The following is a 17,503-nucleotide window of genomic DNA, read 5'->3' as shown; positions in this document are numbered from 1 at the left end:
TCTTTGGGTTTTTAAGAAACCCTAAACTTGGCTCAGCAATCATTGGTTACATCTTTGATTTCTCGCGGAGTAACTTGTGATGCTGATAATCTTGTTGACTATCAGTCTGACTCCACAAGCACCCACACGAATTGCTTGATTCAGTTGTTAAAGAGCGATTGGTTAAGATCTTTCGTCTCAACCGAGGCGCGCATTCTACAGCAGCCTCATTTGCTGTCAAGTGGTTATTTTCAGAAGTTTTCGAAGATTTCTTCAACAACTTCAACCACTTGCGCTTGCGATCTCTCGTAAGCGGGAGGCGAATTCTACAGCGTTACACGCTGCTGTCAACACCTCTTTTTCAACTTCCTTTTGGCTTCGATGAACTGAAGCAACTTGCTGTCGAGAACTGCGTAACTCATTGTTTACCAAGGAGTTTTCCGTTTCGACTGCGCCGGAAGTGGGGCGAATTATAGACAGTTATAATTCGCCGTCAACTCTTAATTTTGCTTTTCTATCAATAAGTTAGCTTCGGTTAAAAAACAACCAACTCCTCCACTGCGCCTCTATATAGAAGGGAAAACTCAAATAACACCCGCCTCCTTCAACGCAGCCACATGAGCAGCTCCCAGCCCCAGAACCCCCTGCAGCACCTCAAGCGTATGCTCCCCCAATAGAGGAGGCGCACTCCGGTACTCCACAGGCGTCTTGGATAAGCGTATCGGGCTCGCAACCTGAGGCACCATCCCCGCCAATGCGTGAGGTAACTCAACCGCCAAGCCACGCGCAATGACCTGAGGATCAGAAAACACCTGTGCCAGATCATTAATCGGCCCACACGGCACGCCCACTCGCTCCAGCTGCGATACCCACTCAGCGGTCGTCTTGAAGACCGTCGCCTGGCGAATCAAGGGAATCAGCTCCGCGCGATTAGCCACCCGTGCGCGATTGGTGGCGAAACGCGCGTCATCCGCCCATTGTGGTTGCCCAGCGACTTCAGCGAATTTACGGAACTGCCCGTCATTGCCTACGGTGAGAATGAAATCTCCATCGGCCGTAGGAAAATCCTGATAAGGCACGATATTAGGGTGAGCATTCCCTAGGCGCTTCGGCGGCGCCCCGGTTGTCAGGTAATTCATCGCCTGATTCGCCAGGCAAGCCACCTGCACATCCAGTAACGCCATATCGATATGCTGCCCACCACCATCGTGATCGCGATGAGCTAGCGCAGCCAGGATCGCGACGGTCGAATAAAGCCCGGTCAAGATGTCGGTCAAGGCTACGCCAACCTTTACCGGCCCGGCGCCTTCATCCCCTTCAGGCCGCCCGGTCAGACTCATGAGCCCGCCCAGACCCTGGATCATGAAATCGTAGCCAGCGCGCATCGCATAGGGGCCCGTCTGGCCAAACCCCGTGATAGAGCAGTAAATCAGCTCCGGGTTAACCTCTTTTAGGGAATCGTAGTCCAGCCCATACGCCGCAAGGCCACCCACCTTGAAGTTTTCGATCAGGATGTCCGACTTGGCAGCCAGGTCGCGTACCAACTTCTGCCCTTCCGGTCGCGTAAAGTCGATGGTCACCGACTCTTTATTACGGTTGGCCGACAGGTAGTACGCCGCCTCACTGGTGTTCTCGCCATCCACATCCTTAAGGAAGGGAGGGCCCCAAGCGCGCGTGTCATCGCCGCTGCCCGGCCTTTCGACTTTGATCACCTCGGCCCCAAGGTCTGCAAGAATCTGCCCGGACCAAGGGCCCGCGAGTACTCTCGACAAATCCAGCACTCGCAGATGCGAAAGAGCGCCCATGCCCATGCTCCTATTAATAGAACGCTTGAAGACCGGTTTGCGCGCGCCCCAGGATCAAGGCATGCACGTCATGGGTCCCTTCATAGGTGTTGACCACTTCCAGGTTGACCAAGTGGCGCGCCACTCCGAATTCGTCGGAGATACCGTTGCCGCCCAGCATGTCCCGGGCCATCCGCGCGATATCCAATGACTTGCCACACGAGTTACGCTTCATGATCGAAGTGATCTCCACCGCCGCCGTACCCTCATCCTTCATCCGCCCCAGGCGCAGGCAACCTTGCAGGGCCAAGGTAATCTCGGTCTGCATGTCTGCCAGCTTCTTCTGGATCAGTTGAGTAGCAGCCAACGGGCGACCAAACTGCTGGCGATCGAGTGTGTACTGGCGTGCGGTATGCCAGCAGAACTCAGCAGCCCCCAGCGCCCCCCAGGAAATCCCGTACCGTGCCGAGTTGAGGCAGGTAAACGGCCCTTTCAAACCACGTACATCCGGGAAGATATTTTCTTCCGGCACAAATACGTTATCCATGACGATTTCACCGGTGATGGAGGCCCGCAGCCCCACCTTGCCGTGGATAGCCGGAGCGCTCAGACCTTTCCAGCCTTTTTCCAGGACAAAGCCACGGATGTCCCCGGCATCATCTTTGCCCCACACCACAAACACATCCGCAATCGGACTGTTGGTGATCCACATCTTCGCGCCGGTCAGGCTGTAGCCGCCATCCACTTTGCGTGCACGGGTAATCATCGCACCCGGATCGGAACCATGGTTGGGCTCGGTCAGCCCAAAGCAACCGATCCATTCACCAGAGGCCAGTTTGGGCAAGTACTTCTGTTTTTGCGCCTCGGTACCAAACTCATTGATCGGTACCATAACCAGGGAAGACTGCACACTCATCATCGAGCGATAGCCGGAGTCGACACGCTCCACCTCCCGAGCAATCAAACCGTAGCTGACATAGTTCAAGCCACTTCCACCGTACTGCTCAGGGATCATCGCCCCCAGCAAACCGGTTTCGCCCATCTCACGGAAAATAGCGGGGTCTGTCTTTTCATGACGGAAGGCTTCGAGCACACGAGGAGCCAGCTTGTCCTGCGCAAATTGCTCGGCGCTGTCACGCACCATGCGCTCTTCTTCGGTGAGCTGTTGATCCAGCAGCAGTGGATCGATCCAGTTGAAGCTTGCCTTGCCAGCCATGAATAAGTCCTCGCAAAAAAAATCAGAAGTCGTGGATCCAGACTAGGCGCGGTCTGCGCAGAGGGCAAACGAGGTTTTTGCATAGGCTTGTGCTAATTTCTCACTTCGTAACACTCAAAAAGCCCATAAATGCGCTTTATCTGTGAGGGCAATGTACATGCGCCGAAAAATTCCCAGTACGACCGCACTCATCAGCTTTGAGGCAGCAGCCCGGCACGAGAGCTTCACCAAGGCAGCCTTGGAGCTTTCCATCACCCAAGGCGCGATTTGCCGACAGATCGCCAGCCTGGAGGAGTTTTTGAGTGTCGAGCTGTTTCGCCGCTCACGCCGTGGGGTGAAGCTGACGGAGGCGGGGCTGTCTTATAGCCGCAGGGTTGCAACACAGCTGGACGCCGTGGAGCGCGACACCTTGTCGGTAATGGGCCAGCAAGGCGCCAATGTGATCGAACTGGCGGTGGTGCCCACCTTCGGCACGCAGTGGCTGATCCCCCGCCTGAAGGACTTTCAACATCAGCACCCGGAAGTCACGGTGAACCTGACGAACCGCACACGCCCCTTCCTGTTCGCCGATACCGAGTTCGATGCGGCGATCTACTTCGGAGATGCCGATTGGTCGGGTACGCAATCCCACAGGTTAATGGGCGAAAACCCAGTACCGGTCTGCAGCCCGCGCTTACTCGGCGACCGCACGCACTTCACCCCTCAACAGATCGCAGAGCTGCCGCTGCTGCAGCAGACCACGCGCCCCTATGCCTGGCGCCAATGGTTCAACGCCCAACAGCTGAACATCCCACGCGACATGACAGGCCCTCGATACGAGCTATTCTCGATGCTGTCTCAAGCGGCCATGCATGACATGGGCATCGCACTGATCCCTCCTTTCCTCATCCAGCAGGAGCTGAAGGAGCAACAATTGGTAATCGCCAGCACCGAAGCACTGACCAGCGAAAAGGCTTATTACCTGATGATTCCTGACAGAAAGGTCGAATCCGCCTCTCTGCATGCATTCAGGGACTGGCTGGTCGACCAGTCAAGACGCTACAACCCAAGTAAATGAAGGACAAAGCGCAATTACTGACTTTGTAGTCAAATAAATTAATAACCTACAGATGTACGTATATGTCGCATTTAAACAGACTGTACTTGTCAGCCAAAAATAAGGCTAAAAGCCATGTATTTCATGGCTCGTAGCGACTCTTACCGGCCAATGCACGACTATTCACACTGGCAATGGAAAAACGCACCGAAAACGCCTGAACGCCTTTAAAGACCTGTATTTAAAGAGGTTATTTCAGCCTGTTGCGACAATCAGTCACAGGGTGACTTGTAGTTAATTTTTCGTCACCCGTCATAATCCCTTGATGGCCGTAAAGTTCGCCTGCAAAATGCCGCGCCCCGCTGTCATTTCAGCGGGATCGTGCTGATCGGCCGCCCCAGTTGCGCCACTCGCGGTGCACTGGCCTTTTTACAAAAAGATCAAAAGCAAAAAGATCATGCAGGAGATTTGACGTGCACATTGGTGTTCCTCTCGAAACCCAGACCGGTGAAACGCGGGTGGCTGCCACCCCGGAAACCATCAAGAAGCTGATCGGCCAGGGCCATAAGGTCACTGTACAAAGCGGCGCAGGCATCAGTGCCAGCATCGTCGACAGTGCCTATGAAACGGCAGGCGCCACCATTGGCAGCGCCAACGACGCGTTTGGCGCCGAGCTGATTCTCAAAGTGGTTGCCCCCAGCGACAACGAACTTGCGCTGATCAAAAGTGGCACCGTGTTGGTGGGCATGCTCAATCCGTTCAGCAACGAAACCATCGCCAAGCTCGCCGAGCGCGGCATCACCGCCTTCGCCCTGGAAGCCGCGCCGCGCACGTCACGCGCTCAAAGCCTTGATGTACTGTCTTCGCAAGCCAACATCGCCGGTTACAAGGCCGTGTTGCTGGCCGCTCATCACTACCCGCGTTTCATGCCGATGCTGATGACTGCTGCCGGCACTGTAAAAGCCGCGCGCGTACTGATCCTCGGCGCCGGTGTGGCGGGCCTGCAAGCCATCGCCACGGCCAAGCGTCTGGGCGCGGTGATCGAAGCGTCCGACGTACGCCCGGCGGTCAAGGAGCAGATCGAATCTCTGGGCGCCAAGTTTGTCGACGTCCCCTACGAAACCGATGAAGAGCGTGAATGCGCCGTCGGTGTCGGTGGCTATGCGCGCCCGATGCCCAGCAGTTGGATGCAACGCCAGGCCCTGGCCGTGCACGAACGCGCCAAACAGGCCGATATCGTCATCACCACCGCCCTCATCCCGGGCCGCAAGGCGCCGACCCTGCTCAGCGCCGATACCGTGGCGCAGATGAAACCCGGCTCGGTGGTCATCGACCTCGCTGCAGCCCAAGGTGGCAACTGCCCGCTGACGGTGGCCGACCAGGTCGTGGTGGAAAACGGCGTGATCATCTGCGGCCCGACCAACCTGGCGGGCGCTGTCGCCGCCGATGCGTCGGCCTTGTATGCGCGCAACCTGCTGGACTTCCTGAAGCTGGTCTTCACCAAGGAAGGGCAGTTTGAAATCAACCTCGAAGACGACATCGTCGCCGCGTGCCTGATGTGCCGCGACGGCCAAGTCATCCGCAAAAACGCCTAAGCAGGGATTCAGACGATGGAAGAGCTTATCTCCCCCGGTATCTACAACCTGATCATCTTTGTGCTGGCGATTTATGTCGGTTATCACGTGGTCTGGAACGTAACACCCGCATTGCACACGCCGCTGATGGCCGTGACCAACGCCATTTCCGCGATTGTCATCGTCGGCGCCATGCTGGCTGCCGCGCTGACCGTCACCCCGTTGGGCAAGACTATGGGCACACTGGCCGTGGCCTTGGCGGCGGTGAATGTTTTCGGTGGCTTTCTGGTCACCCGCAGAATGCTTGAAATGTTCAAGAAGAAAGCCCCAAAAGTAAAAGAAGAGGCGCCCAAGTAATGAGCATGAACCTCGTGACGACGCTCTACCTGATCGCGTCGATCTGTTTCATCCAGGCCCTCAAAGGCCTCTCGCACCCGACCACTTCGCGGCGCGGCAACCTGTTCGGCATGCTCGGCATGGCGCTGGCGGTACTCACTACCGTCGGCCTCATCTATAAGCTGGGGGCTGAACTGGCGACTGCCGGTATCGGCTACGTCATAGTTGGCCTATTGGTTGGCGGTACCGCCGGCTCGATCATGGCCAAGCGTGTTGAAATGACCAAGATGCCCGAGCTGGTCGCCTTCATGCACAGCATGATCGGCCTGGCAGCGGTGTTCATCGCCATTGCCGCCGTGGTCGAGCCGCAGTCCCTGGGCATCGTCAAGCACTTGGGCGATTCGATACCGGCCGGTAACCGCCTGGAACTGTTCCTCGGTGCCGCTATCGGTGCAATCACCTTCTCCGGCTCGGTGATCGCATTCGGCAAGCTGTCGGGCAAGTACAAGTTCCGCCTGTTCCAGGGCGCACCGGTACAGTTCGGCGGCCAACACAAACTGAACCTGGTGCTCGGTCTCGCAACCCTGGGCCTGGGCCTGGCGTTCATGTTCACCGGCAATCTCAGCGCATTTGCACTGATGCTGGCCCTGGCCTTCGTGCTGGGTGTGCTGATCATCATCCCGATTGGCGGCGCCGACATGCCCGTGGTGGTGTCGATGCTCAATAGCTATTCCGGCTGGGCAGCGGCGGGCATCGGTTTCTCGCTGAACAACTCGATGCTGATCATCGCCGGTTCCCTGGTGGGCTCCAGCGGCGCGATCCTGTCGTACATCATGTGCAAGGCGATGAACCGCTCCTTCTTTAATGTGCTGTTGGGCGGTTTCGGCAACGCGCCGGATGCTGGCGCTGCGGCGGGCTCCAAAGAAGCACGCCCGGTGAAGTCCGGCTCCGCTGATGACGCCACCTTCCTGCTGACCAACGCCGACACCGTGATTATCGTCCCAGGCTACGGCCTTGCGGTCGCGCGGGCACAACACGCGCTCAAGGAGCTGACTGAGAAGCTGACCCACCACGGCGTCACCGTAAAGTACGCGATCCACCCGGTGGCGGGCCGTATGCCGGGGCACATGAACGTATTGCTGGCCGAGGCCGAAGTGCCTTACGACCAGGTGTTCGAGATGGAAGACATCAACTCCGAGTTCGGCCAGGCCGACGTGGTGCTGGTATTGGGCGCCAACGACGTGGTCAACCCGGCCGCCAAGAACGACCCGAACTCACCCATCGCCGGCATGCCGATTCTCGAGGCGTTCAAGGCCAAGACCATCATCGTCAACAAGCGCTCGATGGCCAGCGGCTACGCCGGCCTGGATAACGAGTTGTTCTACCTGGACAAGACCATGATGGTGTTCGGTGATGCCAAGAAGGTCATCGAAGACATGGTCAAAGCCGTCGAATAACACTGCGCCAGCGCAATACCCGAAACCCTGGCCTCACGTAGGCTGGGGTTTTTTTATGGTTCCCCCGCTCCGCGTGGGAACGCATCCAGGGATGCTCTGCGTCCCGCTTTGCACACACATGAAACCCGACCAAAGGCTCTAAATCGCGACCTGGCATTCGACCATGGTAGCGGGCCGAAACTTTTTGAAATCACTACACTGCCCACCTTGCTTTCCGTAGCCAGAGATAACAATTCATGTACCGTGATCGTATCCGCTTGCCTTCGTTGTTGAACAAGGTCATGAGCGCGGCAGACGCCGCTGCACTGATCGAGGACGGCATGACCGTCGGCATGAGCGGCTTCACCCGTGCCGGTGAAGCCAAGGCCGTCCCCCACGCCCTGGCCGAACGCGCCAAGACTTCGCCACTCAAAATCACGCTGATGACCGGCGCCAGCCTGGGCAATGACCTGGACAAGCAGTTGACCGAAGCCGGCGTACTGTCACGACGCATGCCCTTTCAAGTCGACAGCACTCTGCGCAAGGCGATCAATGCCGGCGAGGTGATGTTTATCGACCAGCACCTGTCGGAAACCGTCGAGCAACTGCGCAACAATCAGCTCAAATTGCCCGACATCGCCGTGATCGAAGCCGTCGCGATCACTGAGCAGGGCCATATCGTGCCCACTACCTCCGTAGGCAACTCGGCCAGCTTCGCGATTTTCGCCAAACAGGTGATCGTCGAGATCAACCTGGCGCACAATCCGAACCTGGAAGGGCTGCACGACATCTACATCCCGACCTACCGGCCGACGCGCACGCCGATCCCGCTGGTGAAAGTCGACGACCGTATCGGCAGCACCGCGATTCCGATCCCGCCCGAGAAAATCGTCGCCATCGTCATCACCAACCAGGCGGACTCCGCCTCCACGGTAACGCCGCCTGACAGCGACACCCAAGGCATCGCCAATCACCTGATCAACTTCCTCAAGCAAGAAGTCGATGCCGGGCGCATGACCAACAAGCTCGGCCCGCTGCAAGCCGGCATCGGTAATATTGCCAACGCGGTGATGTGCGGATTGATCGAGTCGCCGTTCGAAGACCTGACCATGTACTCGGAAGTGTTGCAGGATTCGACCTTCGACCTGATCGACGCCGGCAAGCTGAGCTTTGCCTCCGGCAGTTCAATTACCTTGTCGGAGCGACGCAATGCCGATGTGTTCGGCAACCTGGAGCACTACAAGGACAAATTGGTGCTGCGCCCGCAGGAAATTTCCAACCACCCTGAAGTGGTACGGCGCCTGGGCATCATCGGTATCAATACCGCGCTGGAGTTCGATATCTACGGCAACGTCAACTCCACCCACGTCTGCGGCACGCGGATGATGAACGGCATCGGCGGCTCCGGGGATTTCGCCCGCAATGCGCACCTGGCGATCTTCGTCACCAAGTCCATTGCCAAGGGCGGCGCAATTTCCAGCGTGGTACCGATGGTCAGCCATGTGGACCACACCGAGCATGACGTGGACATTCTCGTCACCGAAGTAGGCCTTGCCGACCTGCGGGGCCTGGCGCCACGGGAGCGCGCTCGGGTGATCATCGATAACTGCGTGCACCCAGCCTACCGCGATGCCCTCAACACTTACTTCGATGCCGCCTGCGCCATCGGTGGGCATACGCCGCACATCTTGCGCGAAGCACTTAGTTGGCACATTAACCTGGAAGAAACCGGGCACATGCTCAAGGCTTGATGAATACAGATCCGGGCTGATGCAAAGACAGTTTCATCAGCTCGGTGAACCCACCCGCACTTATGGAAAAAACTGTACTGCTGTACTGGTCATTTCCTACCGAAATATCCCACACACCAACTCAAAAATGCCGATTTCGCACCTTTTAAGTGCGCACAGGTACAGTTGCCCCAATTTCGTACCGTACAGCCTCGCTAAACAGTTAACTGGCCTCTCACAATACAGGTGAACTGTATCTAGAGAGTCTTGCCTCGGAGGAGGATCATTGGCATCAGTTAAACCACTACCTAATCCCGCCACAAGCGGAAGGATGTCATCATGGAACGTACACTCAGTTCCGAACTGTTCTTCGAAGAAAAAGCTGTAAACACCCAGGCTTCCCTGCCTTTGCGCGTTCTCGCCAACCTGATGTTGTGGCAGCGCCGCATCTCCAGCCGCCACCAGTTGGCTCGCCTGGATTCGCGTCTGCTGGCTGACGCCGGTATCAGCGAAGCTCAACGCTACGAAGAGCTGAGCAAGCCGTTCTGGCGCTAAGTGGCGCCCGCTGGCCCTGACCTGACGGGTCCACTGCCAGCACCCTGATTTGTCAAAGCAAAGCCCGCCCCGGGTAACCGGAGGCGGGCTTTGTTGTATCTGCGATAGCGCATTGGATTGGCTCGATTCAAGCCCACAGATACAGTTTTAAATTTATAAAATATGACAGGTACAGTTTAATTACAGGCTTCCGAATAGCCCTGCACACGCCTAATATCGGTTCACCACGTGGCGAACCCTGTAGAGCGTGCGTCTGATGCTCGACAGTCCCAGTCCGTTTCATTGTGGCCGTTTCGCGCCACCTTATTATTCGTCTACAGGAGTTACCCCATGTCCCGTCTTCGCCTGCTGTGCACTGCCGCTGTGCTGACTCTGGCTGCCAATGCCAACGCGAGCAGCCTGATCATGACGACCGACTCGATCGTCGGCGCTCTGAAGGCAACCTCCGATGCCACGTCTGATGCCACCTCATCCCTGCGCGACAACAAGGTCGTACAAGCGGCCCGTGACGACGCCGCCAGCTTTGTCGCCAGCGAAGGCGCCATCCGTGGCGTGAAACTGGAAAGCGCCCTGGCCCAGATCCGTCAACAAGCGCCGCAATTGAATACCGCTACCGATGCACAGCTGGCACAGGCCATCCTGGCTATCTGACCCACGGCAACCAGACGGGAGCGTCCGCCGCTCCCGCATGGCTCGACGCTGGCTCTCGCCCGGCGGTTGCGCTAGCCTTGGCGCTCGCTTTCAGTTGTCGAGTCCCATGGCTTTTTCATACCGTTTATTGATTGTTCCTGTACTGTTTTGCGCCTGCTGGTCACCCCTGGCTTCAGCGTTGGATGTGTCCACACAGAGCACTGTTGTCAGCGTGTATGCCACCAGCAAAGTGACCTCTGCGCCGTTCGACAATAAGTTGGTCCTGGCCGCTCGGGACGATGCTGCCGCTTTCATTGCCACTGACGGCCAATGGCGGGGCGCACGCCTGGAGTCCGCGCTGGACTATCTGCGCCGCACCCAGCCAAAACTTCATGCAAGCGACCTTGAACTGGCGCAAGCAATTCTCGTCCAATAATCATCATTGTATTTCTATCTTTGTCATTGGAGTCACCCCATGCGTAGCCCGCTGATCGTCGCCGCCCTCGGCCTGCTGTTTTTGGCCGATGTCGCCCAGGCGCAAACCTTGAAGGCCACCAGCAACATCGTCGTGCGAGCCTCGGCGCGCACCATTGATTTCACCTCGGACACCACCACCTCCATCCGCGACTCCAAGATCGTGCGCGAAGCCCACGATGACGCCGCCAGTTTCGTCGCTACCAATGGCGAGATCCGTGGCGCCCAACTGGAAGCCGCGTTCGATACCCTTCGCACCCGCGTGCCAGAAGCCCGTGATGCCAGCGACCAGACCCTCGCAGAAGCTATCCTCGCTCTGTGAGGCGCCTCAAAACCTGGCTCCTGGCCGGGGCCGTGCTGCTGTGCGCGAGTACGGCCCAGGCCGGCCTGCAACTGCGGCTCAAGACCGAAGGCTTGAGCCCGGCCGAACAGCAGGCCAGCCAGGCATTGCTGGATGAAGCGCTGCGCTCCTTGCCGCCGCGCTTTGTCGAGCAATTGGACCGACGTATTGATGTCGGCTGGACCGACAAGATGCCTGACAACGCCTACGGCCAGGCGTCCCTGGTGTCCGAGTTGGACCTCAACCAGAACCTGCTCGCCAGCCTGACTGACGGCAGCGCCGCCACCCAGAAAACCAATCGCCCCCACGGTACTGTGCGCCGGGAAATGCTCGCCACCGTGCTGCATGAACTGACCCACATCTATGACCGTGCGCGCCTGTGGTCCCAGGACGAGCGCACGCTGATCCAGCGCTGCAGCCGTCAGAACAACATCACCGGTTTGATCGGCTTGCCCGACCAGTGCCGTGGCCAGAACGACCGCCGCTTTACCCTCAGTGACGACCCACGCCTGTTGGATCTTGCCGGCTGGCCACAATATGTGGGTCGGCGCGGAGAGCGTGAGCAGCACAACCATCAGGTGGTGCGCAGCCCGGACATCTACGAAACCACCAGCCCGCTGGAGTTCGTGGCGGTCAACATGGAGTATTTCCTCCTGGACCCCAGCTACGCCTGTCGCCGCCCCGCGCTGTTCCGTTATTACAAGGATCACTTCGGCTGGGCCCCGCCTGAACAGGACACCTGCGCCAGTACCTATGCCTTCCTGAACGCGGGCAACGATTTCGCCAAGACGCCCCTGGGCCAGATCGATCCGGAGCGCGTGTATGAAATCGACTATCTGCTGGCCGAAGCCAACCAGAACCTGGTGAGCCGTTGGGGCCATAGCATGTTGCGCCTGGTGATTTGTGCGCCGGGCCGCCCGCGTGGCCCGGATTGCCGGCTAGATCTGGACCGGCACCTGGTCTTGTCTTACCGCGCCTTCGTCGGGGATGTCCAGCTGTCGAGCTGGGATGGCCTGGTGGGCAAATACCCGTCGCGGCTGTTCGTACTGCCGCTGGCCCAGGTCATCGATGAGTACACCAAGACCGAACTGCGTGGCCTGGCGTCGGTGCCGCTGAAGCTCAGCCGCCAGGAAATCAACGACACCGTCGAACATGCGGCGCAGATGCACTGGAGCTATGACGGCAACTACTTCTTTATCTCCAACAACTGTGCGGTCGAAAGCCTGAAATTGTTGCGCAGCGGCAGCGCCAACCCGCAATTGACCGGCCTGGACAACATCACCCCCAACGGTTTGCTGGAAGTGCTCAGCGCCCGCGGCCTGGCCGATACCAGCGTATTGAATGACAAGCGCGAGGCACTGCGGCTGGGGTATCACTTCGACTCGTTCCGCGAGCGCTACCAGGCCATGTTCGATGTGCTGCGCAAGCAACTGCCGATCAAGCAGACCCAGGTCGAAGACTGGTTGTCCCTGGATGCGCAAGCGCGTCGCCAATGGTTCAGCCAGGCCGACCTGCGCACCAGCGCCGCGCTGTTGCTGCTGGAGCAGGCCAGCTATCGCAAACAACTGATGCTCGCCCAGGATGAGGTCAAACAACGCTACCTCAATGCCCGCGAGCTGAAATACGGCGGAATGGAGAAAGCCAACAACACGCTGCAGCAAATTCTCGCCAACAGCGGCTTCCTTAGTCGCCCGGCCGAGTTGCTGGACAGTGGGGGTTATGGCCTGCCGCAACCTTCGGAAGCCAAGCGCCTTGAATCAGAAAGCGCCGAACGCCAGAAACAGTTGCAGTCGTTGACCGGCGAGCTGGATAAGGAGGTGAGGGCGCTGCTCGATCCTTCCCGCGCCGCCGAGATCGCCGCGTGTGAAGCCAACCTCAAGCAGGTGGGTGAGCATTTGCGGGCCTTGCACAAAGCCGCCGGCGGCCTGGAACTACCCTGATATTCTGGCAGCGACCACTATCCAAATGTGGGAGCTGGCTTGCCTGCGATGGCGGTGTCACAGCCATAAGAGATGTTGGCTGATACGCCGCCATCGCAGGCAAGCCAGCCCCCACATTTTGTTCTGCACCAACCTGAAGAATGATGCCTGCCCTTCATCAGCTGTTTTCTCAGCGAAAGCTGGCTGAAAGCTTCCCCGTCTAGGATCGCCCTCACTGCCGGCAACAGACCGGCTGTTAACAACAACAATGGTGATTCCCGATGTCCGCTCGTACCCGCCTGTTCGCTCCGACTCCACCCGTACGCCTCGTGCCTTTCGTTCTGCGCTGACCGCCACTCGGTCCGCCATTCCCTAGCCGCGCTACGCCTGGAGTATTCCTATGCTGACTTTCCTTGGCTTTGCCATGGTCATCACGTTCATGTTCCTGATCATGACCAAGCGCCTGTCCGCGCTGATCGCCTTGATCATCGTGCCGATCCTGTTCGCGCTGTTCGGCGGTTTCGCACCGAAGATCGGCCCGATGATGCTCGAAGGCATCACCAAGCTTGCGCCGACCGGCGTGATGCTGATGTTCGCCATCCTTTATTTTGCCTTGATGATCGACTCCGGCCTGTTCGACCCGGCCGTGCGCAAGATCCTCAAGATGGTCAAGGGCGACCCGCTCAAGGTGTCGGTCGGCACCGCCGTGCTGGCCCTGGTGGTGTCCCTGGACGGTGACGGTGCCACCACCTACATGATCTGCGTCGCGGCCATGCTGCCGCTGTACCAGCGCATCGGCATGAGCCCAAGGATCATGGCCGGCCTGATCATTCTCGCCGGTGGCGTGATGAACATGACCCCCTGGGGCGGCCCGACGGCGCGCGCCGCCAGTGCGCTGCATGTAGACCCGTCGGACATCTTCGTACCGATGATCCCGGCCATGGCCGCCGGTGTGGTGGCGATCCTGGTGATTGCCTACATGTACGGCAAGCGCGAACGTGCGCGCCTGGGTGAACTGCACCTGCAGGGCGACGAGATCGACCACAGCGAAATCAGCGTGTCGCAATTCCCCGACGCCCGCCGGCCGAAATTGATCTGGTTCAACGGCGCCCTGACCCTGGCGTTGATGTGCACCCTGATTGCCGGCCTGTTGCCGCTGCCGGTGCTGTTCATGGTGGCGTTCAGTATCGCCATGATCGTCAACTACCCGTGCCTGCAGCAGCAGAAAGACCGCGTCGCGGCTCACGCCGGTAGCGTATTGGCGGTGGTGGGCTTGATCTTCGCCGCCGGTATTTTCACAGGCATCCTGTCGGGCACCGGCATGGTCGACGCCATGTCCAAGAGCCTGTTGGCGGTCATCCCCGAAGCCATGGGCCCTTACCTGGCGGTGATCACCGCGCTGGTGAGCATGCCGTTCACCTTCTTCATGTCCAACGATGCGTTCTACTACGGCGTACTACCGGTACTGGCCGAAGCTGCCAGCCATTACGGCATCACCGCGGTGGAAATGGCGCGGGCGTCGATCGTCGGGCAACCCGTGCATTTGCTCAGCCCACTGGTACCCTCGACGTACTTGCTGGTTGCCCTGGCGGGTATCGAATTCGGCGATCACCAGCGCTTCACGCTCAAGTGGGCAGTGCTGGTGTGCCTGTGCATAATGTTCGCCGCACTGCTGATGGGGATTTTTCCGCTGTTCAGCACTCTATAATCGTACCGACTCACTCACCGCGCGGCGCTACAGCTTGCGCGGTTAACACTTGCTCAAAGGAATACACATGGAATGGCTGACCAATCCGGAAATCTGGATTGCCTTCTTCACCCTGACGGCTCTCGAGATCGTCCTGGGCATCGATAACATCATCATGATTTCGATCCTGGTCAGCCGCATGCCCAAGCATATGCAGGCGCGCACCCGGATCTTCGGCCTGGCGTTGGCCATGGTCACGCGCATCCTGTTGCTGCTGTCGATCACCTGGGTCATGCAACTGACCGCCGACCTGTTCGTGGTGTTTGGCCAGGGCATCTCCGGTCGTGACCTGATCCTGTTCTTCGGTGGCCTGTTCCTGCTGTGGAAAAGCTCCCAGGAGATGTACCACGCGCTGGAAGGTGAAGATGAAACCCACGACGAGCCCAAAGGCGCCGGTGGCAAGTTCATCTACACCATTATCCAGATCGCCATCATCGACATCGTGTTCTCCCTGGACTCGGTGATTACCGCCGTCGGCATGGTTTCCCACGTGCCGGTGATGGTTGCCGCCATCGTCGTTGCGGTATTGGTGATGATGCTGGCTGCCGGCACTATCAGCGAGTTCATCGACAAGCACCCGTCGCTGAAAATGCTGGCGCTGTCGTTCCTGCTGGTCGTGGGTACCGTGCTGATCGCTGAATCCTTCGACGTACACGTGCCAAAAGGCTACGTCTACTTCGCCATGGCGTTCTCGCTAGCGGTGGAAGCGGTGAACATCAAGATGCGTACCGCCATCGCGAAAAAGAAGAAACAGCAGGACCCAGTGAAACTGCGCAAGGACATTCCGGGTCAGTAAATTTGACCCGCGAGTGATCGTTCCCACGCTCCGCGTGGGAATGCCCTCTCGGACGCTCCGCGTCCGCAAAGTGACGCAGAGCGTCACAGAATGCGTTCCCACGCCGAGCGTGGGGAACGATCTTCATGACAGTTTTGTTTCAATCCCAAGTTTAGCTATGCGATGCTGGCGCAGAGCCCATTCGCCAACTACAGCTTAGGTACAAGACGTAGAGCGGCACGCGGTAACTTTCCTTCGCTCCTGCTGGAGCGCACCCACACGGGGGGCCGAGCATGCTGACCTTGCTCAATCTGCTTTCCGCCGTGACCCTGCTTATCTGGGGCACGCATATCGTCCGAACCGGCATCCTGCGGGTCTACGGTTCCAATTTGCGCCAAGTCATCGGGCAGAACATGTCCAAGCGCTGGCTGGCATTTGTCGCCGGTATCCTGGTGACGGCCATGGTGCAAAGCAGTAACGCCACCGCGATGCTGGTGACTTCGTTTGTCGGCCAAGGGCTGATGAGCCTCACGCCGGCCTTGGCCACCATGCTTGGCGCCGACGTCGGTACGGCCTTGATGGCGAGGGTGCTGACGTTCGATTTGTCCTGGCTGTCGCCGCTGCTGATCTTCCTCGGGGTGATTTTCTTCCTGTCGCGCAAGCAGACGCGGGCAGGACAGTTAGGCCGGGTCGGGATCGGCCTGGGCCTGATCATCCTCGCGCTGCAATTGATCGTCGAAGCCGCCGGGCCCATTACCCATGCCCAGGGCGTCAAAGTCATCTTCGCTTCGCTGACCGGCGATATCTTGCTGGACGCCCTGGTCGGCGCGCTGTTCGCCATGATTTCCTACTCCAGCCTCGCTGCGGTATTGCTCACTGCCACCCTGGCCGGTGCCGGCGTGATCGGCTTGCACGTGGCCATCGGCCTGGTGATCGGCGCCAACATCGGCAGCGGTGTACTGGCCTTTCTCAGCACCAGCATGCAAAACACTGCCGGTCGCCAAGTGGCCCTGGGCAGCCTGTTGTACAAATTGATCGGTCTGTTGCTGATCATTCCGGTGCTTGACCCGCTCGTGGGCTGGATGGACGGCCTGGACTACAGCGTTCAGGGCATGGTCATCACCTTCCACCTGCTCTACAACGTCAGCCGTTGCCTGATCCTGTTGCCCACCATCGGGCCCATGGCACGCCTGTGCGAATGGCTGCTGCCGGAACGCCCCGAAACCAATGGCAAGGCCAAGCCACGCCATCTGGACCTGGCCTCATTGAATACCCCAAGCCTGGCCCTGGCGAACGCTGCCCGCGAAACCCTGCGCCTGGGTGACTTGATCGACAATATGCTTACTTCGATGCAGGAAGTGCTGCGCGGCAATCAAACCGCCGTTACCCAAGAAATGCGCAGCCTGAGCGATGACGTCGAAGCGCTCTACAGCGCGATCAAACTCTACCTGGCGCAAATGCCCCGTGAAGACCTGAGTGAACAGGACAACCGCCGCTGGGCTGAGATCATTGAGCTGTCGATCAACTTGAAATTGGCGGGTGACCTGATCGAACGCATGCTGCGTAAGGTCCAGCAACAGAAGACCTCGCAGCGCCGGCAATTTTCCGAAGTGGGCCTGGAGGAACTCAGCGGCCTGCACAGCCAGTTGATCGCCAACCTGCGCCTGGGCCTGTCGGTGTTTCTCAGCGGCGACCCGGAAAGCGCCCGTCAATTACTGCGAGAAAAGCGCCGCTTCCGCGCCCAGGAACGCCGCCTGGCCCACGCCCATGTCAGCCGCCTGCAGCGCAAGATCGTGCAGAGCCTGGAAACCAGCTCCCTGCATCTGGAACTGATTGCCGACATGAAACGCTTGAACTCGTTGTTTTGCAGCAGTGCTTATGTAGTGTTGGAAACGTCCGACACCGGCGCGCTCTCTGCAGAAAGTATTGCCGACATCACCCATTCGCCCTGAACGTACGCCCGCGAGCGAAG

At 58.7% G+C, this 17,503-nt stretch carries 15 protein-coding genes; 13 read left to right on the top strand and 2 right to left on the bottom strand.

Annotated elements, in window-relative coordinates:
- Positions 1-563: 563 nt before the first annotated feature.
- A complete protein-coding gene (locus AC07S6_RS10915; protein WP_197880766.1) occupies positions 564-1,784 on the bottom strand; it encodes a CaiB/BaiF CoA transferase family protein in 1,221 nt (406 codons plus the stop codon).
- Between the two features lie 13 nt (positions 1,785-1,797).
- Entirely contained in the window at positions 1,798-2,979 is a 1,182-nt protein-coding gene (locus tag AC07S6_RS10910; RefSeq protein WP_003187423.1) for an acyl-CoA dehydrogenase, read from the bottom strand.
- A gap of 157 nt (positions 2,980-3,136) precedes the next feature.
- Here AC07S6_RS10910 and AC07S6_RS10905 point away from each other — a divergent pair, with 157 nt between their 5' ends.
- From AC07S6_RS10905 to AC07S6_RS10845, 13 genes are all read left to right on the top strand, one after another.
- Positions 3,137-4,036 (top strand): LysR family transcriptional regulator, encoded by a 900-nt coding sequence (locus AC07S6_RS10905; RefSeq protein ID WP_200649301.1) that lies wholly within the window; start codon positions 3,137-3,139, stop codon positions 4,034-4,036.
- Between the two features lie 452 nt (positions 4,037-4,488).
- Complete coding sequence (locus tag AC07S6_RS10900; protein ID WP_197880768.1) at positions 4,489-5,610, top strand: Re/Si-specific NAD(P)(+) transhydrogenase subunit alpha; 1,122 nt, start codon at positions 4,489-4,491, stop codon at positions 5,608-5,610.
- A 15-nt stretch (positions 5,611-5,625) separates the two neighbouring features.
- Complete coding sequence (locus AC07S6_RS10895; protein WP_003187417.1) at positions 5,626-5,946, top strand: NAD(P) transhydrogenase subunit alpha part 2; 321 nt, start codon at positions 5,626-5,628, stop codon at positions 5,944-5,946.
- A complete protein-coding gene (locus AC07S6_RS10890) occupies positions 5,946-7,382 on the top strand; it encodes an NAD(P)(+) transhydrogenase (Re/Si-specific) subunit beta (RefSeq protein ID WP_014716357.1) in 1,437 nt (478 codons plus the stop codon). Before AC07S6_RS10895 ends, AC07S6_RS10890 begins: the two co-directional genes overlap by 1 nt.
- A gap of 236 nt (positions 7,383-7,618) precedes the next feature.
- A complete protein-coding gene (gene scpC / locus AC07S6_RS10885) occupies positions 7,619-9,112 on the top strand; it encodes a succinyl-CoA:acetate CoA-transferase ScpC (RefSeq protein WP_003187414.1) in 1,494 nt (497 codons plus the stop codon).
- 318 nt (positions 9,113-9,430) lie between these two features.
- Positions 9,431-9,646, top strand: coding sequence for a DUF1127 domain-containing protein (locus tag AC07S6_RS10880; RefSeq protein ID WP_003187413.1), 216 nt, complete (start codon positions 9,431-9,433; stop codon positions 9,644-9,646).
- Between the two features lie 330 nt (positions 9,647-9,976).
- Positions 9,977-10,297: a DUF2388 domain-containing protein gene (locus AC07S6_RS10875; RefSeq protein WP_034136006.1), complete on the top strand. Its 321-nt coding sequence runs from the start codon at positions 9,977-9,979 to the stop codon at positions 10,295-10,297.
- Positions 10,298-10,403: 106 nt separating this feature from the next.
- Positions 10,404-10,712, top strand: a complete 309-nt coding sequence (locus AC07S6_RS10870) for a DUF2388 domain-containing protein (RefSeq protein WP_197880769.1) — start codon at positions 10,404-10,406, stop codon at positions 10,710-10,712.
- Between the two features lie 39 nt (positions 10,713-10,751).
- A complete protein-coding gene (locus AC07S6_RS10865) occupies positions 10,752-11,072 on the top strand; it encodes a DUF2388 domain-containing protein (protein ID WP_003187408.1) in 321 nt (106 codons plus the stop codon).
- Complete coding sequence (locus AC07S6_RS10860; protein ID WP_019816933.1) at positions 11,069-13,030, top strand: DUF7844 domain-containing protein; 1,962 nt, start codon at positions 11,069-11,071, stop codon at positions 13,028-13,030. Before AC07S6_RS10865 ends, AC07S6_RS10860 begins: the two co-directional genes overlap by 4 nt.
- Before the next feature lie 379 nt (positions 13,031-13,409).
- A complete protein-coding gene (locus tag AC07S6_RS10855) occupies positions 13,410-14,717 on the top strand; it encodes a CitMHS family transporter (protein WP_003187405.1) in 1,308 nt (435 codons plus the stop codon).
- A 67-nt stretch (positions 14,718-14,784) separates the two neighbouring features.
- A complete protein-coding gene (locus tag AC07S6_RS10850) occupies positions 14,785-15,552 on the top strand; it encodes a TerC family protein (RefSeq protein ID WP_014716354.1) in 768 nt (255 codons plus the stop codon).
- A gap of 272 nt (positions 15,553-15,824) precedes the next feature.
- A complete protein-coding gene (locus AC07S6_RS10845) occupies positions 15,825-17,483 on the top strand; it encodes a Na/Pi cotransporter family protein (RefSeq protein WP_003187402.1) in 1,659 nt (552 codons plus the stop codon).
- The last annotated feature ends 20 nt before the right edge of the window (positions 17,484-17,503 follow it).

The sequence above is a fragment of the Pseudomonas sp. GW821-FHT07B01 genome, assembly GCF_059419065.1.
The sequence above is the reverse complement of the archived record's forward strand: the minus strand, read 5'-3'. Positions and strand labels throughout refer to the sequence as shown.

Excerpts from the sequence above, each read along its gene's own strand:
- AC07S6_RS10865 (WP_003187408.1), top strand. The coding sequence starts at position 10,752 with ATGCGTAGCCCGCTGATCGTCGCCGCCCTCGGCCTGCTGTTTTTGGCC.
- AC07S6_RS10845 (WP_003187402.1), top strand. The coding sequence starts at position 15,825 with ATGCTGACCTTGCTCAATCTGCTTTCCGCCGTGACCCTGCTTATCTGG.
- AC07S6_RS10870 (WP_197880769.1), top strand. The coding sequence starts at position 10,404 with ATGGCTTTTTCATACCGTTTATTGATTGTTCCTGTACTGTTTTGCGCC.
- AC07S6_RS10915 (WP_197880766.1), bottom strand. The coding sequence starts at position 1,784 with ATGGGCGCTCTTTCGCATCTGCGAGTGCTGGATTTGTCGAGAGTACTC.
- AC07S6_RS10910 (WP_003187423.1), bottom strand. The coding sequence starts at position 2,979 with ATGGCTGGCAAGGCAAGCTTCAACTGGATCGATCCACTGCTGCTGGAT.
- scpC (WP_003187414.1), top strand. The coding sequence starts at position 7,619 with ATGTACCGTGATCGTATCCGCTTGCCTTCGTTGTTGAACAAGGTCATG.
- AC07S6_RS10875 (WP_034136006.1), top strand. The coding sequence starts at position 9,977 with ATGTCCCGTCTTCGCCTGCTGTGCACTGCCGCTGTGCTGACTCTGGCT.
- AC07S6_RS10855 (WP_003187405.1), top strand. The coding sequence starts at position 13,410 with ATGCTGACTTTCCTTGGCTTTGCCATGGTCATCACGTTCATGTTCCTG.
- AC07S6_RS10890 (WP_014716357.1), top strand. The coding sequence starts at position 5,946 with ATGAGCATGAACCTCGTGACGACGCTCTACCTGATCGCGTCGATCTGT.
- AC07S6_RS10850 (WP_014716354.1), top strand. The coding sequence starts at position 14,785 with ATGGAATGGCTGACCAATCCGGAAATCTGGATTGCCTTCTTCACCCTG.
- AC07S6_RS10895 (WP_003187417.1), top strand. The coding sequence starts at position 5,626 with ATGGAAGAGCTTATCTCCCCCGGTATCTACAACCTGATCATCTTTGTG.
- AC07S6_RS10880 (WP_003187413.1), top strand. The coding sequence starts at position 9,431 with ATGGAACGTACACTCAGTTCCGAACTGTTCTTCGAAGAAAAAGCTGTA.
- AC07S6_RS10905 (WP_200649301.1), top strand. The coding sequence starts at position 3,137 with ATGCGCCGAAAAATTCCCAGTACGACCGCACTCATCAGCTTTGAGGCA.